Origin of the sequence: Hyphomicrobium sp., assembly GCF_047600905.1 — a bacterium.
In the GTDB taxonomy this organism is placed as follows: domain Bacteria; phylum Pseudomonadota; class Alphaproteobacteria; order Rhizobiales; family Hyphomicrobiaceae; genus Hyphomicrobium_B.
In genome coordinates, this window is the sequence record NZ_JASGKD010000001.1 from 3,130,853 (window position 1) to 3,147,415 (window position 16,563).

The 16,563-nt window shown below is 62.1% G+C and carries 22 protein-coding genes; 7 read left to right on the plus strand and 15 right to left on the minus strand.

Annotated elements, in window-relative coordinates:
- Window positions 1-18: 18 nt before the first annotated feature.
- Both QM780_RS15035 and hisH read left to right on the plus strand, forming a co-directional pair.
- A complete protein-coding gene (locus QM780_RS15035; protein WP_415071254.1) occupies window positions 19-498 on the plus strand; it encodes a DUF2628 domain-containing protein in 480 nt (159 codons plus the stop codon).
- A gap of 12 nt (window positions 499-510) precedes the next feature.
- Window positions 511-1,164, plus strand: a complete 654-nt coding sequence (hisH, locus tag QM780_RS15040) for an imidazole glycerol phosphate synthase subunit HisH (RefSeq protein WP_415071255.1) — start codon at window positions 511-513, stop codon at window positions 1,162-1,164.
- Window positions 1,165-1,276: 112 nt separating this feature from the next.
- On the opposite strand, the gene QM780_RS15045 is transcribed toward hisH, so the two are convergent.
- The 3 genes from QM780_RS15045 to QM780_RS15055 form a co-directional block, all read right to left on the minus strand.
- On the minus strand, window positions 1,277-1,624 hold the full coding sequence (locus QM780_RS15045; RefSeq protein WP_415071256.1) for a hypothetical protein: 348 nt from the start codon (window positions 1,622-1,624) through the stop codon (window positions 1,277-1,279).
- Between the two features lie 201 nt (window positions 1,625-1,825).
- Window positions 1,826-2,194, minus strand: a complete 369-nt coding sequence (locus tag QM780_RS15050; protein WP_415071257.1) for a hypothetical protein — start codon at window positions 2,192-2,194, stop codon at window positions 1,826-1,828.
- A gap of 235 nt (window positions 2,195-2,429) precedes the next feature.
- A complete protein-coding gene (locus QM780_RS15055) occupies window positions 2,430-2,744 on the minus strand; it encodes a hypothetical protein (protein WP_415071258.1) in 315 nt (104 codons plus the stop codon).
- 238 nt (window positions 2,745-2,982) lie between these two features.
- On the opposite strand from QM780_RS15055, the gene hisA reads away from it, so the two are divergent.
- The 3 genes from hisA to QM780_RS15070 are packed head-to-tail and all read left to right on the plus strand — an operon-like array spanning window position 2,983 to window position 5,555.
- A complete protein-coding gene (gene hisA, locus QM780_RS15060; RefSeq protein ID WP_415071259.1) occupies window positions 2,983-3,711 on the plus strand; it encodes a 1-(5-phosphoribosyl)-5-[(5-phosphoribosylamino)methylideneamino]imidazole-4-carboxamide isomerase in 729 nt (242 codons plus the stop codon).
- Window positions 3,708-3,932: a hypothetical protein gene (locus tag QM780_RS15065; RefSeq protein ID WP_415071260.1), complete on the plus strand. Its 225-nt coding sequence runs from the start codon at window positions 3,708-3,710 to the stop codon at window positions 3,930-3,932. The genes hisA and QM780_RS15065 overlap by 4 nt, the downstream gene beginning before the upstream one ends.
- A gap of 3 nt (window positions 3,933-3,935) precedes the next feature.
- Window positions 3,936-5,555 (plus strand): peptide chain release factor 3, encoded by a 1,620-nt coding sequence (locus QM780_RS15070; RefSeq protein ID WP_415071261.1) that lies wholly within the window; start codon window positions 3,936-3,938, stop codon window positions 5,553-5,555.
- A 181-nt stretch (window positions 5,556-5,736) separates the two neighbouring features.
- On the opposite strand, the gene QM780_RS15075 is transcribed toward QM780_RS15070, so the two are convergent.
- Window positions 5,737-6,048 (minus strand): hypothetical protein, encoded by a 312-nt coding sequence (locus tag QM780_RS15075; RefSeq protein WP_415071262.1) that lies wholly within the window; start codon window positions 6,046-6,048, stop codon window positions 5,737-5,739.
- A gap of 165 nt (window positions 6,049-6,213) precedes the next feature.
- Between QM780_RS15075 and hisF the strand changes: the two genes are divergently transcribed.
- On the plus strand, window positions 6,214-6,990 hold the full coding sequence (gene hisF / locus QM780_RS15080; protein WP_415071263.1) for an imidazole glycerol phosphate synthase subunit HisF: 777 nt from the start codon (window positions 6,214-6,216) through the stop codon (window positions 6,988-6,990).
- A gap of 240 nt (window positions 6,991-7,230) precedes the next feature.
- Here the strand turns inward: hisF and nth are convergent, their stop codons facing one another.
- Window positions 7,231-7,983, minus strand: coding sequence for an endonuclease III (gene nth / locus QM780_RS15085; protein WP_415071264.1), 753 nt, complete (start codon window positions 7,981-7,983; stop codon window positions 7,231-7,233).
- Between the two features lie 92 nt (window positions 7,984-8,075).
- Here nth and QM780_RS15090 point away from each other — a divergent pair, with 92 nt between their 5' ends.
- Complete coding sequence (locus QM780_RS15090; RefSeq protein ID WP_415071265.1) at window positions 8,076-8,552, plus strand: DUF2244 domain-containing protein; 477 nt, start codon at window positions 8,076-8,078, stop codon at window positions 8,550-8,552.
- Window positions 8,553-8,692: 140 nt separating this feature from the next.
- Here the strand turns inward: QM780_RS15090 and QM780_RS15095 are convergent, their stop codons facing one another.
- The 10 genes from QM780_RS15095 to trxB all read right to left on the minus strand — a co-directional run bounded on the left by QM780_RS15095 (window position 8,693) and on the right by trxB (window position 16,438).
- On the minus strand, window positions 8,693-8,905 hold the full coding sequence (locus QM780_RS15095) for a hypothetical protein (RefSeq protein ID WP_415071266.1): 213 nt from the start codon (window positions 8,903-8,905) through the stop codon (window positions 8,693-8,695).
- A 16-nt stretch (window positions 8,906-8,921) separates the two neighbouring features.
- Window positions 8,922-9,317: a VOC family protein gene (locus tag QM780_RS15100; protein WP_415071267.1), complete on the minus strand. Its 396-nt coding sequence runs from the start codon at window positions 9,315-9,317 to the stop codon at window positions 8,922-8,924.
- A 16-nt stretch (window positions 9,318-9,333) separates the two neighbouring features.
- Window positions 9,334-9,942 carry a 3-isopropylmalate dehydratase small subunit gene (leuD, locus tag QM780_RS15105; RefSeq protein ID WP_415071268.1) on the minus strand — a complete coding sequence of 203 codons (609 nt, stop codon included), beginning with the start codon at window positions 9,940-9,942 and terminating at the stop codon, window positions 9,334-9,336.
- A 15-nt stretch (window positions 9,943-9,957) separates the two neighbouring features.
- Window positions 9,958-10,389 carry a hypothetical protein gene (locus QM780_RS15110; protein ID WP_415071269.1) on the minus strand — a complete coding sequence of 144 codons (432 nt, stop codon included), beginning with the start codon at window positions 10,387-10,389 and terminating at the stop codon, window positions 9,958-9,960.
- A gap of 220 nt (window positions 10,390-10,609) precedes the next feature.
- Window positions 10,610-11,107 carry a hypothetical protein gene (locus QM780_RS15115; RefSeq protein ID WP_415071270.1) on the minus strand — a complete coding sequence of 166 codons (498 nt, stop codon included), beginning with the start codon at window positions 11,105-11,107 and terminating at the stop codon, window positions 10,610-10,612.
- Window positions 11,108-11,293: 186 nt separating this feature from the next.
- Window positions 11,294-11,704: a metallopeptidase family protein gene (locus tag QM780_RS15120; RefSeq protein WP_415071271.1), complete on the minus strand. Its 411-nt coding sequence runs from the start codon at window positions 11,702-11,704 to the stop codon at window positions 11,294-11,296.
- A 70-nt stretch (window positions 11,705-11,774) separates the two neighbouring features.
- Entirely contained in the window at window positions 11,775-12,587 is an 813-nt protein-coding gene (locus tag QM780_RS15125; protein ID WP_415071272.1) for a class I SAM-dependent methyltransferase, read from the minus strand.
- 145 nt (window positions 12,588-12,732) lie between these two features.
- On the minus strand, window positions 12,733-14,139 hold the full coding sequence (gene leuC / locus QM780_RS15130) for a 3-isopropylmalate dehydratase large subunit (protein WP_415071273.1): 1,407 nt from the start codon (window positions 14,137-14,139) through the stop codon (window positions 12,733-12,735).
- Window positions 14,140-14,402: 263 nt separating this feature from the next.
- Complete coding sequence (locus tag QM780_RS15135; RefSeq protein ID WP_415071274.1) at window positions 14,403-15,296, minus strand: LysR family transcriptional regulator; 894 nt, start codon at window positions 15,294-15,296, stop codon at window positions 14,403-14,405.
- Window positions 15,297-15,469: 173 nt separating this feature from the next.
- On the minus strand, window positions 15,470-16,438 hold the full coding sequence (gene trxB / locus QM780_RS15140; protein WP_415071275.1) for a thioredoxin-disulfide reductase: 969 nt from the start codon (window positions 16,436-16,438) through the stop codon (window positions 15,470-15,472).
- Window positions 16,439-16,563: the final 125 nt, after the last annotated feature.

Here is a 16,563-nt window from a genome sequence, read left to right on the forward strand (position 1 = left end):
TGAGGAGCTTTGAGTTCAGTGGCGACCTATACCGTGCATGAACCGCCCCAGTCCGACGCCGACCGCATCGATCGCGGGGTCGAGCTGGAGTTCGTCAAGGACGGGTTTTCGTGGCTGACGGCGATTTGCCCGCCACTCGGATTTATCGCCAACGGAATTTGGCTGATGGCGGTCGCCTATCTCGCGGGTTCGGCGCTGCTTGGCTATCTGCTCAATGCGCTGAAGGTCGATCCGGGCTGGATCGGCATCATCTTCCTGATGATCAACATCTACCTTGGTTTCGAGGTATCGAGCCTGAAGCGCTGGATGCTCGATCAACGGGGATGGCAGATGCTCGGGGTCGTCAATGGCAAAACCATCGCCGAGTGCGAGCGTCGCTTCTTCGAAAGCTGGCTGCCGGAGCAGCCGGTGATCGCAACCGCGGATGGCACGTCGCCGCAGATGGCCGCCGACCGTTCGCGCGGATTGCGCTTCTGGCCGTTCGGCTCGGGGGCTTGAGCCGGGCAGGAAATGCAAAACGTCGTCATTATCGATTACGGGTCGGGCAATCTGCACTCGGCGGCGAAAGCGTTTGAAAGCGCCGCCAAGGGAGCAGGCGCCGACGCCAAGATCATCGTCAGCCCGCGGACGGAAGATGTGCTGGCGGCGGATCGCGTCGTGCTGCCGGGCGTCGGCGCTTACGGCGATTGCAAGCACGGGCTCGAACGGGTTCCGGGATTGATCGATGCGCTGGAAGAAACGGTGCGGCAGAAGGGACGGCCGTTTCTCGGCATCTGCGTCGGCATGCAGCTTTTAGCAGAGCGCGGGCTCGAATTCGTCGAGACGCCGGGGCTCGGATGGATCAGGGGCGAAGTGCGGGCGATCGAGCCCAACGATCCGGAGCTTAAAATTCCGCACATGGGCTGGAATACGCTCAATGTCGTCCACCCGCACGCGCTTCTCGACGGCATTCCGACGGGACCCAACGGCTGGCATGCGTATTTCGTGCATTCGTTCGCGATGGTGCCGGTCGAGCGCCGCGTCGTCGTTGCCGAGACGGATTACGGCGGCCCGATCACGGCGCTGGTCGCTAACGGCAATATCGCCGGCACGCAGTTTCATCCCGAGAAAAGCCAGAAGCTCGGCCTCAAGCTGATCGCGAATTTCTTGAAGTGGACGCCGTAGACACCTCCGTCATGCCGACGGAGGTCGGCACCCCGTCAATGCGACGTGTTTCGTGCAATGATGGTGACTGGATCCCGGCCTTCGCCGGGATGACGTTTGCTCTTTATGCAAGTCAGCGCGCCAAGGTGCCGACGGCCGATTGGATGACGGTCCAGACGCCGCGGGGGACGTGCCACGTGCCGTCGGTGTCGTCGTCTTCGAGGCGGCCCTGAAGCCAGGTCAGACGATTGGCGGATGACGCGGCGGCGCGGCCAAGCTCGTGCACGACCAACTCGTCGGGGGAATCAAAGAGGATCGCGAGGCGGCGCTTGATCTGCTCGGCGCCGAGCCACGTCTTCACGTACCAGACGCCGTTGCCGGCGGGAGCGTATTCGGTCGCGATGTAGGGAAGGGAGAACGTCACCGTCCAGGTATCCTGGTTGGCGGATTTGGGGGCGTGATGGAGAAGGAAGGTCTTCATGGCGTTCATCCGGGGGAGCTTGGGGGAGCGGGGGAGTGCGGGTACGCAGGAACGCGATTTCAAAAAGGGAGCCGGGGATCATGAGGCAGTGGGGGGCATGATCCCCGGGTCTCCAGCATCGGGCTTTGGACGGGACGAGCCGTTGGGAAGGCAGGGGGGAGAAGGGCCCGCCCCGCCCAAAGACCGGAATTGGTTTTGCCTTCAGCCTGCCTTGGCGAACGGAAGCTCAGGCTCCATCGGCTCGGCGGCCGGGGTCGTCGGCAGCGGGAAGGCGATGACGTTGCCGTCGGGGGCGAGGTCGAGACCCGGACGGCGCTGGCGGAACCAACGGAGCGAGGTATTGGTCATGACGGCTTCACGCTTCGTCGCCTGGATCAGAAGGCCGTCGTCCTCGGCGAGCATCGTGCGAAGCTCGGTTTCGAGTTCGACCTCTTCGCGCTCGGACATCACGTACCAAGTGTTGGCGAGGGGCCGGGCCCACTTGTCGCCGATACCCATGATCGTCTGGGCGAGAACGTGCTGGTTGCGGGTCGGATGGGCGAGATCATACGAGATGAGATAGGTGCGCATGGGGGCTCTCCTAAAATTTCGGGGAGGGTCGAACGCACTACTCTGACCCAGTTCGGCGCCTCATTTAGGGCGTCGTGAACATAGGAAGAACATGCCACGAGTCAGTTGGCTTGTCCAGTGTTTGTTCTAAAAATGTTCCGCATAAATTCTTAATATTGTTGCTTATGCAATGTCGTGGAAAATGCCCGGAATACGGGCTGTTTGCGCGGACAATCGGATCGCTGGCGCCGCGGTTTCAGGCTTCCGAGAACAAGTTGAGCTGGTCCGGGTGGGGCGCAGTCGGAACGCGCCGATGGGGACCCGGATCAAAGCGAGCTTCAAGCCCCGGGAAGCGGCGCTGAAACTCGGCGAGCGCCTTGGCGCGGGTGCCCGGAAAGCGCACTTCCTCCCAGATTTCATAGAGGCGGCGGGGGTCGCAGGCGTAGCGGCGCGTGAGGTCGGTCGGCCGGATGCGCAGCCAGCGCGCGATCCAGATGTCGACGGCGTCGTCCTCGGTCAGGGGGCGGCGGGCGACGGCGGGTGGAGGTTCGACGAGAAACGCGGTTGCCATAGAACTCTCTTACTGGCGCATTCCGACTCCCCTACGGGGAGCCGGCCGGAATGCGCGCTTGACGCAGCCTGCGATCCGCGATTGATCGCACGGACCATTTAGGAACCCAAGATAGCAATCTGATGGCCGTTTTCCTTCTCCAGTCGGGAGAAGGTGGCCGAAGGCCGGATGAGAGGGTGTTCGTTCCCCTCACCCCGACCATCTCCCCACGGGGAGAGGGAAACGAGAGACAAAAACGTTGATCCTATTTCCTGCCATTGACTTGAAGGACGGCCAGTGCGTCCGGCTGAAGCTCGGCGAGATGGACGCGGCGACCGTGTTCAACGACGATCCGGCGGCGCAGGCGACCGCGTTCGAGCGCCAGGGCTTCAAGTATCTGCATATCGTCGATCTCAACGGCGCGTTCGCGGGCAAGCCCGTCAACGGCGCGGCGGTCGAGGCCATTCTGAAGGCGATCAGCATGCCGGCGCAGCTCGGCGGCGGCATTCGCGATCTGGCGACGATCGAAGCGTGGCTCGACAAGGGCATCCGGCGCGTGATCCTCGGCACGGTCGCGGTGCGCGATCCGGCGCTTGTGCGCGAGGCGGCGAAAAAGTTTCCGGGGCAGGTTGCTGTCGGCATCGACGCCAAGGGCGGCAAGGTTGCGGTGGAAGGCTGGGCGGAGACGTCGGAGCTGACGGCCGTCGACCTCGCCAAGCAGTTCGAGGACGCGGGTGTCGCGGCGATCATCTATACGGACATCGAGCGCGACGGCGTCTTGAAGGGGCTCAATCTGCCCGCGACCGCCGCGCTGGCGAAGGCGACGCGCATTCCGGTGATAGCATCGGGCGGCCTTGCATCGATCGCGGACATTCGCGAACTGAAAAAGCCTGAATATCGCTTGCTGGAAGGCGCCATCACCGGCCGCGCGCTCTACGATGGCCGCCTCGATGCCCGCGAAGCGCTTGAACTTCTGGAGACGGCATGAAGATCGGTGACAAGGTTCGCGTGCTTGGCGTGCCGGACGGCGTGCCGAAAGACAACAAGCAGCTCATCACGCTGTTCAAGGGCTGCGTCGGCAAGACGTTCCCGATCGTGAAGTTCGACGACGGACTTGTCGAGCTGCATGTCGGCGAAGTTTTCGGCAAGCCCGCCGATTATCACCAAATCTGGCTCGATCCGAGCCAAGTGAAAGTCATCGAGGCCTGAGATTTGAACGTTCTGACCGAAACTGCGGCGTCAAGCGACGCGCTGCCGTCCGAGATCGCGCGGCGTCGCACGTTTGCGATCATCTCGCACCCTGACGCCGGCAAGACGACGCTGACGGAAAAGCTGTTGCTGTTCGGCGGAGCGATCCAGATGGCAGGCGCGGTGAAGGCCCGCGGCGAGCGGCGGCGCACGCGCTCCGACTGGATGCAGATCGAGCAGCAGCGCGGCATCTCGGTGACGTCATCCGTCATGACGTTCGAGCGCAACGGCATCGTCTACAATCTGCTCGACACGCCGGGCCACTCGGATTTCAGCGAGGATACCTATCGCACACTGTCTGCGGTCGACGCGGCGGTGATGGTGATGGATGCGGCGAAGGGCATCGAAAGCCAGACGCGCAAGCTGTTCGAGGTTTGTCGCCTGCGCGACATTCCGATCATCACCTTCATCAACAAGATCGACCGCGAGGCGGAAGATCCGTTGACGCTGCTCGATCAGATCGCGGCGGATCTGGCGCTCGACCTGGTGCCGATGGCGTGGCCGGTCGGCATGGGCGTCGATTTTCGCGGCGTGCTCGACCTCGTCGGCAACAAGATTCTGCTGCCTGAGAACGCCGAGCGGGGTGCGTCTTATGGGCATTCGCAACCGCTTGAGACGTTCGAAGGCCTGCGGCGGATCGAAGGGATCGACGAGCGGATCGCGGACAGGACGATCGAGGGCGTGGAGCTGGCGCAGGGCGCACTGCCACCATTCGATCTGCAAGCTTTCCGCGAGGGACATCTGTCGCCGGTGTTCTTCGGCAGCGCGCTTAAAAATTTCGGCGTCGAGCAGCTGCTGGACGCACTTGGGCAATGGGCGCCGGGGCCGCTGCCGAGGGCTGCGACGCAACGCACGGTGATGCCCGGCGAAGATCAGGTGACCGGCTTCATCTTCAAGGTGCAGGCCAACATGGATCCGAACCACCGCGACCGCATTGCGTTCATGCGGCTGTGTTCGGGGCGGTTCAAGCGCGGCATGAAACTGCTGCATGTGCGCGACAACAAGCCGATGACGATTTCGTCGCCGACATTCTTCTTCGGTCAGGGCCGCGAAACGGCGGACGAAGCCTGGGCGGGCGATATCATCGGCGTGCCGAACCATGGCACGCTGCGCGTCGGCGATACGCTGACGGAAAAGGAAGCGCTGAAGTTCACCGGCATTCCGAATTTCGCGCCGGAGCTTTTGCGCCGCGTCGTCATTCAAGACGCGATGAAGGCGAAGCAGCTCAACCGCGCTTTGGATGATCTGGCGGAAGAGGGCATCGTGCAGGTGTTCACGCCGGTCGCCGGCGGGCGGCAGATCTTGGGCGTCGTCGGGCAACTGCAGTTCGAGGTTCTGCAGTCGCGCGTGGCGAACGAATACAGCGTGCCGGTGACGCTGGAGCAATCGCCGTTCGAGCTGGCGCGCTGGATTTCGTCGGATGATCCGGCAGAGCTTCAGAAGTTCGTCAACGCGCACCGCGGCGAGATCGCGACGGACCGTGACGGGGCGCTGGTGTTCTTGGCCGAAAGCCCATGGATGCTCAAATACAAGACGGAGCGGTTTCCGGACGTCAAATTCGCGGCGCTGAGGGAGCGTGGGTGATAATCAGCGCCGCCGCTATCCGAGAGGGCAGGGGCGACTGCCACGGCGCCCTAGTAAACGGGACATGTGCGAAGAACATTGCCACTCACGGCGGCCGCCCCTGAAGACGAAATGTCGGAGTATTGCGATCGGAAGTTTGATGTGCGTCAAAAACTTCGCGATCTAACCATTGTGCCGCACGTCAGAGCGAAATGTTGGGTTCGCGACGTGTCGGATGCGAGAATTTCTCTTCAACGCTTGTGAGCCAGGTCTGAAGCGCGCCTTCGAGGGCGTCTGTTTGTGCGGAAGCCTTGCTGTGCTGAAGTTCCGTCACGGTGCCTTCGCCGTCGAGCGATTTGCGGATGGCGGCGTGTTGGTCAGCGAATTTCGCCAATTCGTCGGCCTGATCGCCGATGATGCCATGGGCTTCGAGCTGGCTTTTGGCCTGAGCAATGCGCTCGTCGATCGCTGCCAGCCGGGCGCGAAGGTTGGTCGGAGCAAATTCGTCTACCATGGGGTACCAGATTCCTTGCAGTTTTCACGCGCAACAGCGCTAAACGGCTAAACGCCGCGCAGCCGCCGAAGTTCCCGCCATGCATATATATCCAATGGGCTCGACGGCAACGGACGCACCGTGATACTTGGCCATTAAGTTTAGCAGAAAGCGCTTCCTGCCACTATGCTGAAAGTTCGCATCATTCCATGTCTCGACGTCAAGGACGGGCGTGTCGTTAAGGGTGTCAATTTCGTCGATCTGATCGACGCCGGAGATCCGGTCGAGGCGGCGGCCGCCTACGATGCGGCGGGCGCTGACGAGCTCTGTTTTCTCGACATTACGGCAAGCCACGAGAACCGCGACACGATCTTCGATGTCGTCGAGCGGACGGCCAACCGCTGCTTCATGCCGCTGACGGTCGGCGGCGGCGTGCGGACGATCGAAGACATTCGCAAGCTCCTCGAAGCGGGCGCTGATAAGGTTTCGATCAATACGGCGGCGGTCAATAATCGCGCGTTCGTGAAAGAGGCGAGCGAGAAGTTCGGCGCGCAGTGCATTGTCGTCGCGATCGACGCCAAGCGCGTTTCCGGCGAGGGCGAGCCGCCGCGCTGGGAGATTTTTACGCACGGAGGGCGAAAGCCGACGGGCCTCGATGCCGTGCAATACGCGCGCGAGGTCGCCGAACTCGGCGCGGGCGAAATTCTGCTGACGTCGATGGACCGGGATGGAACCAAAGCCGGGTTCGACGTCGAGCTGACCCGGGCGGTGTCGGATGCGGTGACGATCCCGGTGATTGCATCGGGCGGCGTGGGCACGCTGCAGCATCTGGTCGAGGGTGTGACGGGCGGCCATGCGAGCGCGGTGCTGGCGGCGTCGATCTTTCATTTCGGGACGTACTCGATCCCGCAGGCGAAGGCCTATATGGCGGACGCCGGACTCGCGATGCGATTGGATACCTAGTGAAATGTCATCGTCGGGCTTGTCCCCGCGGATCCATCGGGCAGGATGCTTCATGGCGAAATGGATCCTCGGCGTAAAGCCGAGAATGACATGTATTGGGGTTTGCTTCTCCTCCGTCATGCCGGCGTAGGCCGGCACCCAGACAAGCATCAGTTTCGAGACAGTGTCTGTTTGACTGGATCCCGGCCTTCGCCGGGATGACGATGTTGAGGTGTGGTTCGCGGGCTTGGCAACCAACGGCTAAGGCGCGGGCGTCTTGTCCGGAAAGCGGCAGATGTCGGCGATGAGGCAGCGCCAGCACTCGGGTTTGCGCGCCTTGCAGACGTAGCGCCCGTGTAAGATCAGCCAGTGGTGTGCGTGCAGCAGATATTGGTGCGGGATCACGCGCAGAAGATCTTCCTCGACGGCGAGCGGCGTCGTTCCATTCGACAAGCCGATGCGATTGGCGACGCGAAAGACGTGGGTATCGACCGCGATCGTTGGTTCATGGAAGGCGATGTTCAAGACGACGTTTGCTGTTTTGCGGCCAACGCCGGGGAGTGATTCCAGGGCGTCGCGGTCGTGAGGGACGCGGCCGCCGTATTCGTCGACAAGACGTTTCGATAATCCGATCACGTTCTTGGCCTTGGCGCGATAAAGACCGATGGTCTTGACGTAGTCGCGCAGCTTGTCCTCGCCGAGCGCGAGCATCTTCTGCGGCGTGTCGGCAACCTTGAAGAGGGCGCGCGTCGCCTTGTTGACGCCGGCGTCGGTCGCCTGGGCGGAAAGGACAACGGCGACAAGAAGCGTGAACGGATTAACAGATTCCAGTTCGCCCTTGGGCTCAGGGTTCTCGGCGTGAAAGCGCCGGAAAACCTCACGAATTTCGGCTTCGCTGAGGAGCCGCGCCTTGCGGGGTTTGCTTGCGGCAATTGCAGCGGGCTTTCCGGCCTTGCGTTTTACGGCGGAACTCCCGATGCTTGTGGGGCGTACAACCGGGGGGACTTTAGCCATCAGGACTCCGGTTCTCGGCGCCAGTTGCGCCCGAGAGATGGTGTGGTGAGACGGATAGCCGGCCACGAGACATGAGCGATAATCGAAGCGAAATGCAATCCGGGAAAGACGCGCGGTTCGTGCTTCATCCCCATCGTTCGCTGACGCCGAACGGTTTCCTCATCATGATGTCGCTCATCAGTCTCGTCAGCTTCATCGTCGGCATCGTGTTCTTTCTGATGGGCGCGTGGCCTGTGTTCGGCTTTTTCGGGCTCGACGTGGCGCTGATCTATTGGGCCTTCAAACTCAATTACCGCTCGGGCCGTGAATACGAGACGGTCGATCTGACGCCCGAGCTTTTGACGCTTACGCATGTCCATCCGTCGGGAAAGCGCGAAGCCTTCGAGTGCAATCCCTATTGGGCGCGCGTCGCGTGCAAGGTCGACCGGCCTGACGGGCGCACGTCGCTCTGGCTTTCGGCGCAAGGAAAGGCCGTCCGGTTCGGGACGTTCCTGACGGATGCCGAGCGGCGTGATTTTGCCGATGCGCTGACCGGGGCGCTGGTCGCGTCGCGAGGCTCGAAGTTTTGATATTTTCCGTCATCCCGGCGAAGGCCGGGATCCACTCAAATCTCGACTGACAGATGATGATACTTGCCTGGGTGCCGACCCCGGCCTTCGCCGGGGCAGGCTCTACGTCGGCATGACGGAGCAAGGAGCACACGCGGAGCCTAGTCGTTCAGCATGGTCAGCGCAGCGCGGCGATCGCCGGGCTTTAATTTCAGAAATTGCGTGCGCGCGGCCTTGATATCTTTTTCGCTGCCGGTTTCGGCGGCGACCTTCAAGGCTTTGGTAGCGGCGTGATCGGCACCGATCAGAAACGACAGGGCGCCTGCAAGACGTCCGGCGAGCGCCGCATCGAACTTGAAATCATCGTCCGCCATCAGGGACCTTCAATCGTTACTGAAAGCGGCCGCCGCGCTGCAAGACTTCGATCTTGTAGCCGTCGGGATCGTCGATGAAGAAGAACGTGCCGAATGGCTTGCCGTCGTGCGTCATGTTCTTGATGTCTTTCGGCTGATAGCCGGCGGCGATGATTTTCGCGCGCGTGGCTTCGAGATCATCGACGGCGAAGGCGATGTGACCGTAGCCGTTGCCGAGATCGTAGGATTCGGTACGGCCCTTGTTGACCGTCAGCTCGACCTCGAAATCGTTCTCGGCATTTTTCAGATAGGTGAGAGAGAAATCCGGCCAGTCGCGGCGTTCGGAGACTTTCAGGCCGAAGCAGGTCTCGTAGAACTTCACCGAGCGCGCTTCATCGAGCACGCGGATCATCATGTGGATCGCCTTGGCCATTTTCTTTTTTCCCGGATCAGAGCCACGGGCGCGAAGACGCCGTCGCGCTTTCGAAGGTGTCGATCGACTTGCCCTTTTCGAGCGTCAGGCCGATGTTGTCGAGGCCGTTCAGCAGGCAATGCTTGCGGAATGGATCGATGTCGAACTTGATCACGCCGCCGTCGGGGCCGCGGATCTCCTGCTTTTCGAGATCGACCGTCAGCGTGGCGTTGGCGCCGCGGCCGGCGTCGTCCATCAGCTTGTCGACTTCCGATTGCGGCAACTTGATCGGCAGAATGCCGTTCTGGAAGCAGTTGTTGTAGAAAATGTCGGCGAAGTCGGTGGCGATGACGCAGCGGATGCCGAAATCCAAAAGCGCCCAGGGTGCGTGCTCGCGCGATGAGCCGCAACCGAAGTTGTCGCCTGCGACGAGAATCGTCGCCTTGCGATACTGTGGCTTGTTCAAGACGAAGTCTTCGATCTCCTTGCCGGTCGCGGGATCGTAGCGCATTTCGTAGAATAGCGACTTGCCGAGGCCGGTCCGCTTGATCGTCTTCAGGAACTGCTTCGGGATGATCATGTCGGTATCGACGTTGCGGATCGGCAGGGGTGCCGCGACGCCGGTCAGAACCGTGAATTTGTCCATGCTCAAATCTCCTCTTCAGGCGCGCAACGTGTCAGCCAGCGCCCGGAAATAGCCTTCGGCCGAGGCAAGCCGCCGAGCGTGCCGGAAAGCGCCGAACTCCCGGATGGCGGCTTCAAGATCGAAGGGCTTTAGATGTTCCAGGCGCCGTTTAACGCCAGCCCGCTTGCGGCCGTCAAGATCAACTTCGAGTGTCGCGACAATCGTTTCGAGATAGCCCGAAATGCGCCCCAGCTCCCGGGTTGCGGCGAGAAGCGCCGGGAGATCGTGCGGGTCGCCCTCCAGAACCGTGAGACTACCGGCCGCGCGGGCCAAAGTGGCAGCAACTTCCTCGGCATAGAGGGCGACTTTCTCACGGCGCTGCCCATCGATTTTGGCGGCGAGCGCGAGCCAGCGGTTAACCGTGCGTGCGAGGTCGGAGAGGCGTTGGGCGTAGTCGGCAAGCCGCATGGCAGATCCTTCGGTCGAGCGGATCTGCGAGTTTACGGCCGCCGCGGAGGGCGGGGATAAGTTTTTGCCGGTCTGCCTCAGGCTTGACTGGATCCCGGCCTGCGCCGGGATGACGGAGGAAAACCGGATCGGCTCAGTTGTCATCCTCGGCTTTAGGCCGAGGATCCATTTTGCTTCCGGTTGCGCTGCCCAACGGATCGCCGGGCCGAGCCCGACGGGGTTAGCGGATGCTGGGGTCCTCGAAGCACTTGCGCATGTACTGGCAGCGATAAGAGCCGGAGAAATGCATGGCATCGCCCTTGGCTGGGGTGATGAACGTGCAGATCTCGTCAAGGCCTTCCTGCTTCAGCCAGCCCTGACGACGGCCGCGCTGAACGGCAAAGCAGTCGGCGGTTTCCTCGTCGGGACCGCGGAACTGATGGCCGCACTCGTGCGCGTAAATCCACTGCTTGACCGGGGTCGAGACCTTGTCGAGCAGGCGCGGGTTCATGATCAGGAAGCCCGGATAGGCGGCGCCGTAATCGTCGAGTTTGTTGTCGATGACGGTCGGGCGCTGGCCGCAATACTGCGTGTTGCCATCGAGTTTGAATTTGCCGGGCGGGACGATGTAGCTCTCGCCGCCGACGGTGGAGATGTACTGCTCGGGCGTCGGAATGCCATCGCGCGGCGTCGCGGACGTGTCTTGCGCTTCAGCCGATGGCGAAAACGCGATCGCCATGGTCAAGCAACCACCCAGGACGAACCTGGAAAGGAATCGTCGTACGCTCATCCGCTCAAACTTTCAGACATTGCCCCCGCCTGCGTTCAGCCTGCCCCTACAACATGACCTGAAATGTCCTTAGGCTCAAGCTTAGCCGTCTTGTGACATAAACAGGGTTAAGCCGATGTGACTTCCGGCCACGGTTCAGTCACTTATGCGCGATTCGATGGTTTCCATGTCATCGTCGGAAAAGCCGAAGTGATGGCCTATTTCGTGGACGAGGACGTGGGCGACGAGGTGGCCGAGCTCTTCCTCGCCGGAGGCCCACTCATCGAGGATGGCGCGGCGATAGAGAAAGACCATATCCGGCTCGCGGGTGTGATCGCCGACGCTTTTGTGGTCGAGACTGACGCCCTGGTAGAGGCCGGTCAGTTCGAACGGGTCTTCGATATCGAGTTCATCGAGGATGTCGTCGGATGCCAGATCCTCGATGCGAATGACGATGTCTTTGGCGAGTGTGCGGAATTCGACCGGCAACCGGTTCCAAGCGGTTTCGGCGAGCGCTTCGAAGTCGGCAAGGCCGGGGGCCGTGGCGTTGCTCCAATCGGTCGGCATCAGGCGCGCTCCTCGTGGCTGGAGCCGAGGAGATAGGTCGGGCGAGCCGAAATGGGAAGGCCTGTTTCGATCAGCGCGTCTTGTCGGCGACGATGAGGAGTTCCTGCAACGTGAAATGCAGTTCACCTTTGTCGTCGCGGCGCGGCTTCAGGAATGTTCTGAGGGGCACGGGCCCCGAAGCCAAGATGCGGTCGAGTTCGGCGACCGTCTCGGGCGTGCAACGCATGCGCTCGACCCATGAGGCGAAGTCGAGTTCCTTTTCCATCTGCTCACGGGCAGCGATGGTGAAGCCGTTCGACTTCAAGAGATCGACCCAGACTTGCGGCGGCGGCGCGAAGCCGTGACTGGGGTCGCGAAGTTTCTCGAAGCTGTTGTAATCGGCGATCGCGGTTTTGATTTCATCGGCGCTGGCGTTTGGCAGGCGCTCACGATCCGGCGCGACGTTGTCGACGAGTGCGAAACGGCCACCGGTTTTGAGCACGCGGCGTACTTCGCGGACGAACGCTTCGAGATTTGGGAAGTGGTGCGCGGCGAGGCGGCAGCAGACGAGGTCGAAGCTTTCGTCGGGAAACGGCAGCGCGTCGGCAGCGGCCTTCGCCGTCAGCATGTTGGCGATGCGGCGCGCGTTCGCGAGCTTTGCGGCTTCGAGCAGCATCTCGTCGGTGACGTCGCTTGCGATCATGCTGGCGATATGCGGCGCGAAGATCGCGGCGGTGTGGCCGGCGCCGGTGGCGACGTCGAGCGCTTCCCAGGTTTTTTGAGGTGCCGTGAGTTCGACGATGCGGGCGAGGCTTTCGCCCTGCGCGTGAACTGCCGATGTCGCGTAATCGGCAGCCGCGCGGCCGAATTGGGATTGAACGGAAGCTGTCGTGTTGTCAGCCATGGCGCACATCCTCTTTTGTCATCCCGGCCGCAGCGCAGCGGAGAGCCGGGACCCATCAATCAGCAGACCCGTAGCAACAGTCTGGGTCCCGGGTCTCGCCACAAACGCGGCTCGCCCAGGATGACAGTGTGCGTTTGGGCGCGGATTACGCCTGCCACTCCCGCACATCGACGAAGTGACCTTCGAGGGCGGCGGCAGCGGCCATGATCGGCGACACGAGATGCGTGCGGCCCTTGTAGCCCTGACGGCCTTCGAAGTTGCGGTTCGAGGTCGAGGCACAACGCTGGCCGGGCTTCAACTGGTCGGGGTTCATACCGAGGCACATCGAGCAGCCGGGCTCGCGCCATTCGAAGCCCGCGTCCTTGAAGATCTTGTCGAGGCCTTCGGCTTCCGCCTGTTCCTTCACGAGGCCAGAGCCAGGAACGATCATCGCATAAGCCAAGCGGGATGAAATTTTCTTGCCATCGACGATCTTGGCGACGGCGCGCAAATCTTCGATGCGGCCGTTCGTGCACGAGCCGATCCAAACGACGTCGAGCGGGATATCGGTGATTTTGGTGCCGGGGGTGAGGCCCATGTAGTCGAGCGCGCGCTGCATCGAAGCGCGCTTGTTATCATCATGCACGTCGGTGGGATTGGGAACGATGCTCGCGACCGAGGTCACGTCCTCGGGGCTCGTGCCCCATGACACGATCGGCGGCAGCTTCGCGGCGTCGAGGCGAACCTCGCGGTCGAAGTGCGCGCCTTCGTCCGTGCGCAGCGTCTCCCAATATTTCATCGCGGTGTCCCAGGCCGCGCCTTTCGGGGCCTTGGGGCGATCCTTGAGGAAAGCGAAGGTTTTTTCGTCGGGTGCGATCATGCCGGCGCGGGCGCCACCTTCGATCGACATGTTGCAGACCGTCATGCGGCCTTCCATCGACAGCGAACGGATGGCTTCGCCCGCATACTCGATGACGGAGCCGGTACCGCCGGCGGTGCCGATCTCGCCGATGATCGCGAGCGTGATGTCTTTCGCGCCGACGCCGTTGGGCGCGACGCCGTCGACCGTCACGCGCATGTTCTTGGCTTTCTTCTGGATGAGCGTCTGCGTTGCGAGGACGTGCTCGACCTCGGACGTGCCGATGCCGTGTGCGAGCGCGCCGAAGGCGCCGTGCGTCGACGTATGGCTGTCGCCGCAGACGATGGTCGTGCCGGGCAGCGTGAAGCCCTGCTCGGGTCCGACGACGTGGACGATGCCCTGGCGCTTGTCGCGCTCGTTGAAATATTCAATGCCAAAGTCGCGGGCGTTCGTTGCCAGCGTTTCGACCTGCACGCGGCTTTCCTCGTCGGCGATGCCCTTGGTGCGGTCGGTGGTCGGCACGTTGTGGTCGACGACGGCCAGCGTCTTGTCTGGCGCGCGAACCTTGCGGCCGGCCATGCGCAGGCCTTCGAACGCCTGCGGGCTCGTCACCTCGTGCACGAGGTGGCGATCGATGTAGAGAAGGCTCGTTCCGTCCGGCGACTGCTCGACCACGTGATCGCTGAAAATTTTATCGTAAAGCGTCTTAGCCATGACTTTTCGTAAGCCTTTTGGGATGCGGCGGATCAAAACGAAGGCGTTAGATAGCGTCAGAGCGGCATTTCCGCAAATCAGCGCTCGTCGCAGCGCCGATCAGCAAAAAGCCGGGCTACAGGAGCCCGGCAGTTGTAGGAGTTGGCAGTCTACGCGAAGCCCGGGGCGGCGGTGGCAATCAACCACCCAGAGCGCCGCGTTCATGGCTCCGAAATGGTGGTTTACCGCCCGGCCCGCAAGGCCGCGCTGCGACGGAAACGTGTTTAGTTTCCTCTATTTTTTGCAATCTTCGACAGCAGGAAATCGCGCAGGAGCTGGACCTTCTTGGAGGATTTCAGCTCCTCGGGATAGGCATAGACCATGTAGAGCGACGGTTGCTCGATGTCGGTCAGCACGGGCACGAGTTCGTTAAGATCGTCCGTCAGATAATCCGGGATCATGCCGATGCCGATGCCGGCCTTGATGGCGTATTTGATGGCGACGACGCTATTCACGCGAAGGGCGGCTTCGCGCATCTCGCCGTTGCTGCGGCCGGCCGTTTCGATCCAGGACATGGCATCGAGATGCTGGGCCGAGGGGCCGGTGTAGCCGATGATCCGGTGCTGATCGAGGTCGGCAAGCGTTTTGGGCGTGCCGTATTTGCGGATGTATTGCGCGGATGCAAAGGCGCGAACCCGGCTTTCGAACAACGGCCGGCGGATGAGGTCGGCCTGCTCCGGTTCCCGGGTCCAAATGGCCGCGTCGGCGGCGCGCATGCCGATGTCGACCTGATCGTCGTTGAGGATCAGCTCGATGCGGATTTCAGGATAAAGCTCGCCGAATTCCTTAAGGCGCGGCGTCAGCCAAATGGTGCCGAAACCGATCGGCGCCGTGACGCGCAATTCTCCCGACGGCTTCGTGGTCGAATTGGACAGAAGCGTTTCGGCGGTCTGCAGCTTGGCGAAAACCTCGGCGACCGTGCGATTCAGAAGCTCGCCCTGTTCGGTCAGGACCAAGCCGCGGGCGTGGCGATGAAAGAGGGTGACGCGCAAATTGGCTTCGAGAGCCGAGATCTGCCGGCTGACGGCGGACTGGCTCATGTGAAGCTGCTCGCCGGCATGCGTGAAGCTTCCCGCCTCCGCTGCGGCGTGGAAGATTTGAAGCTTATCCCAATCCATTCGGAAGCTCGCCAGTGGGGGGTTACTGGGATTGATCAGACTTTAGCCATGCACCTGAAGCAATGCAACGAAAGCATGGCAGATATCAACCCATACGGGGGTATGGGTGCGAACCTGTCGCGCGCGGCGGCAGATCGGATTGATCTGGCTATAAGATTGATGGCCGGCGGGGCTTATTCGGCGGCGTCGGCCTGGTCTTCCATACGGGCCAGATAACGCTCGGCTTCGAGCGCCGCCATGCATCCCATTCCTGCCGCGGTCACGGCCTGACGGAAAACCTCGTCTTTGACGTCACCGGCCGCGAAGACGCCGGGGATCGCGGTCGCGGTCGAATCCGGCGCGGTAATGAGATAGCCCGACGGCGTCGTCTCAAGCTGACCCTTGAACAGTTCGGTTGCCGGGGCATGGCCGATGGCGATGAAGACGCCGTCGGTCTGCAATTCCGAGGTCATGCCGGTTTTGACGTTCTTCAGAACGACGCCGGTCACTGATTTCGGGTGCGGGGCGCCGATGACTTCCTCGACGACGCTATCCCAGATGACGCTGACTTTCGGGTTCTTGAACAGGCGTTCCTGCAAGATCTTTTCGGAGCGCAGGAAGTCGCGGCGGTGGACCAGTGTCACCTTGTTGGCGAAGTTAGTCAGGAACAGCGCTTCCTCAACGGCGGTGTTGCCGCCGCCGACGACGACGACATCCTTGCCCTTGTAGAAGAAGCCGTCGCAGGTGGCGCACGCCGACACGCCGTGGCCTTTGAAATGCTCTTCGGACGGCAGGCCGAGCCAACGGGCTTGCGCGCCGGTCGCGATGATGAGCGCGTCGCAGGTGTAGTTATCGCCGCTGTCACCTTCGAGGCGGAACGGTCGGGCGCGCAGATCGACTTTGTTGATGTGGTCCATCACGATGTGGGTGCCGACGTGCTCGGCCTGCGCCTGCATCTGCTCCATCAGCCAGGGGCCCTGGATCGGATCGGCGAACCCCGGATAGTTTTCGACGTCAGTGGTGATCGTCAGCTGGCCTCCGGGCGTCGAACCCTGGATCAGGGTCGGCGAAAGCATCGCGCGGGCGGAATAGACCGCTGCCGTGTAGCCGGCCGGGCCGGAGCCCAGGATGATCACCTTGGCGTGGTGGGGTTTCTTGGTCATGGCTCACATCTCCGCCCGCAACCCGCGGATCAGGGTTAGCTAATTAGGGGTGCGGGTTGGCTATCGTCAATGTCGCCGGGACGGGGCAAAACGTTTCCGGGGACGATGTGCGGCACAGCGGCACG

Bases quoted from the DNA above. Each gene is read 5' to 3' on its own strand.
- hisH (WP_415071255.1), top strand. From the start codon at position 511: ATGCAAAACGTCGTCATTATCGATTACGGGTCGGGCAATCTGCACTCG.
- QM780_RS15045 (WP_415071256.1), bottom strand. From the start codon at position 1,624: ATGAAGACCTTCCTTCTCCATCACGCCCCCAAATCCGCCAACCAGGAT.
- QM780_RS15050 (WP_415071257.1), bottom strand. From the start codon at position 2,194: ATGCGCACCTATCTCATCTCGTATGATCTCGCCCATCCGACCCGCAAC.
- QM780_RS15055 (WP_415071258.1), bottom strand. From the start codon at position 2,744: ATGGCAACCGCGTTTCTCGTCGAACCTCCACCCGCCGTCGCCCGCCGC.
- QM780_RS15065 (WP_415071260.1), top strand. From the start codon at position 3,708: ATGAAGATCGGTGACAAGGTTCGCGTGCTTGGCGTGCCGGACGGCGTG.
- QM780_RS15075 (WP_415071262.1), bottom strand. From the start codon at position 6,048: ATGGTAGACGAATTTGCTCCGACCAACCTTCGCGCCCGGCTGGCAGCG.
- hisF (WP_415071263.1), top strand. From the start codon at position 6,214: ATGCTGAAAGTTCGCATCATTCCATGTCTCGACGTCAAGGACGGGCGT.
- nth (WP_415071264.1), bottom strand. From the start codon at position 7,983: ATGGCTAAAGTCCCCCCGGTTGTACGCCCCACAAGCATCGGGAGTTCC.
- QM780_RS15090 (WP_415071265.1), top strand. From the start codon at position 8,076: ATGCAATCCGGGAAAGACGCGCGGTTCGTGCTTCATCCCCATCGTTCG.
- QM780_RS15095 (WP_415071266.1), bottom strand. From the start codon at position 8,905: ATGGCGGACGATGATTTCAAGTTCGATGCGGCGCTCGCCGGACGTCTT.
- QM780_RS15100 (WP_415071267.1), bottom strand. From the start codon at position 9,317: ATGGCCAAGGCGATCCACATGATGATCCGCGTGCTCGATGAAGCGCGC.
- leuD (WP_415071268.1), bottom strand. From the start codon at position 9,942: ATGGACAAATTCACGGTTCTGACCGGCGTCGCGGCACCCCTGCCGATC.
- QM780_RS15110 (WP_415071269.1), bottom strand. From the start codon at position 10,389: ATGCGGCTTGCCGACTACGCCCAACGCCTCTCCGACCTCGCACGCACG.
- QM780_RS15115 (WP_415071270.1), bottom strand. From the start codon at position 11,107: ATGGCGATCGCGTTTTCGCCATCGGCTGAAGCGCAAGACACGTCCGCG.
- QM780_RS15120 (WP_415071271.1), bottom strand. From the start codon at position 11,704: ATGCCGACCGATTGGAGCAACGCCACGGCCCCCGGCCTTGCCGACTTC.
- QM780_RS15125 (WP_415071272.1), bottom strand. From the start codon at position 12,587: ATGGCTGACAACACGACAGCTTCCGTTCAATCCCAATTCGGCCGCGCG.
- leuC (WP_415071273.1), bottom strand. From the start codon at position 14,139: ATGGCTAAGACGCTTTACGATAAAATTTTCAGCGATCACGTGGTCGAG.
- QM780_RS15135 (WP_415071274.1), bottom strand. From the start codon at position 15,296: ATGGATTGGGATAAGCTTCAAATCTTCCACGCCGCAGCGGAGGCGGGA.
- trxB (WP_415071275.1), bottom strand. From the start codon at position 16,438: ATGACCAAGAAACCCCACCACGCCAAGGTGATCATCCTGGGCTCCGGC.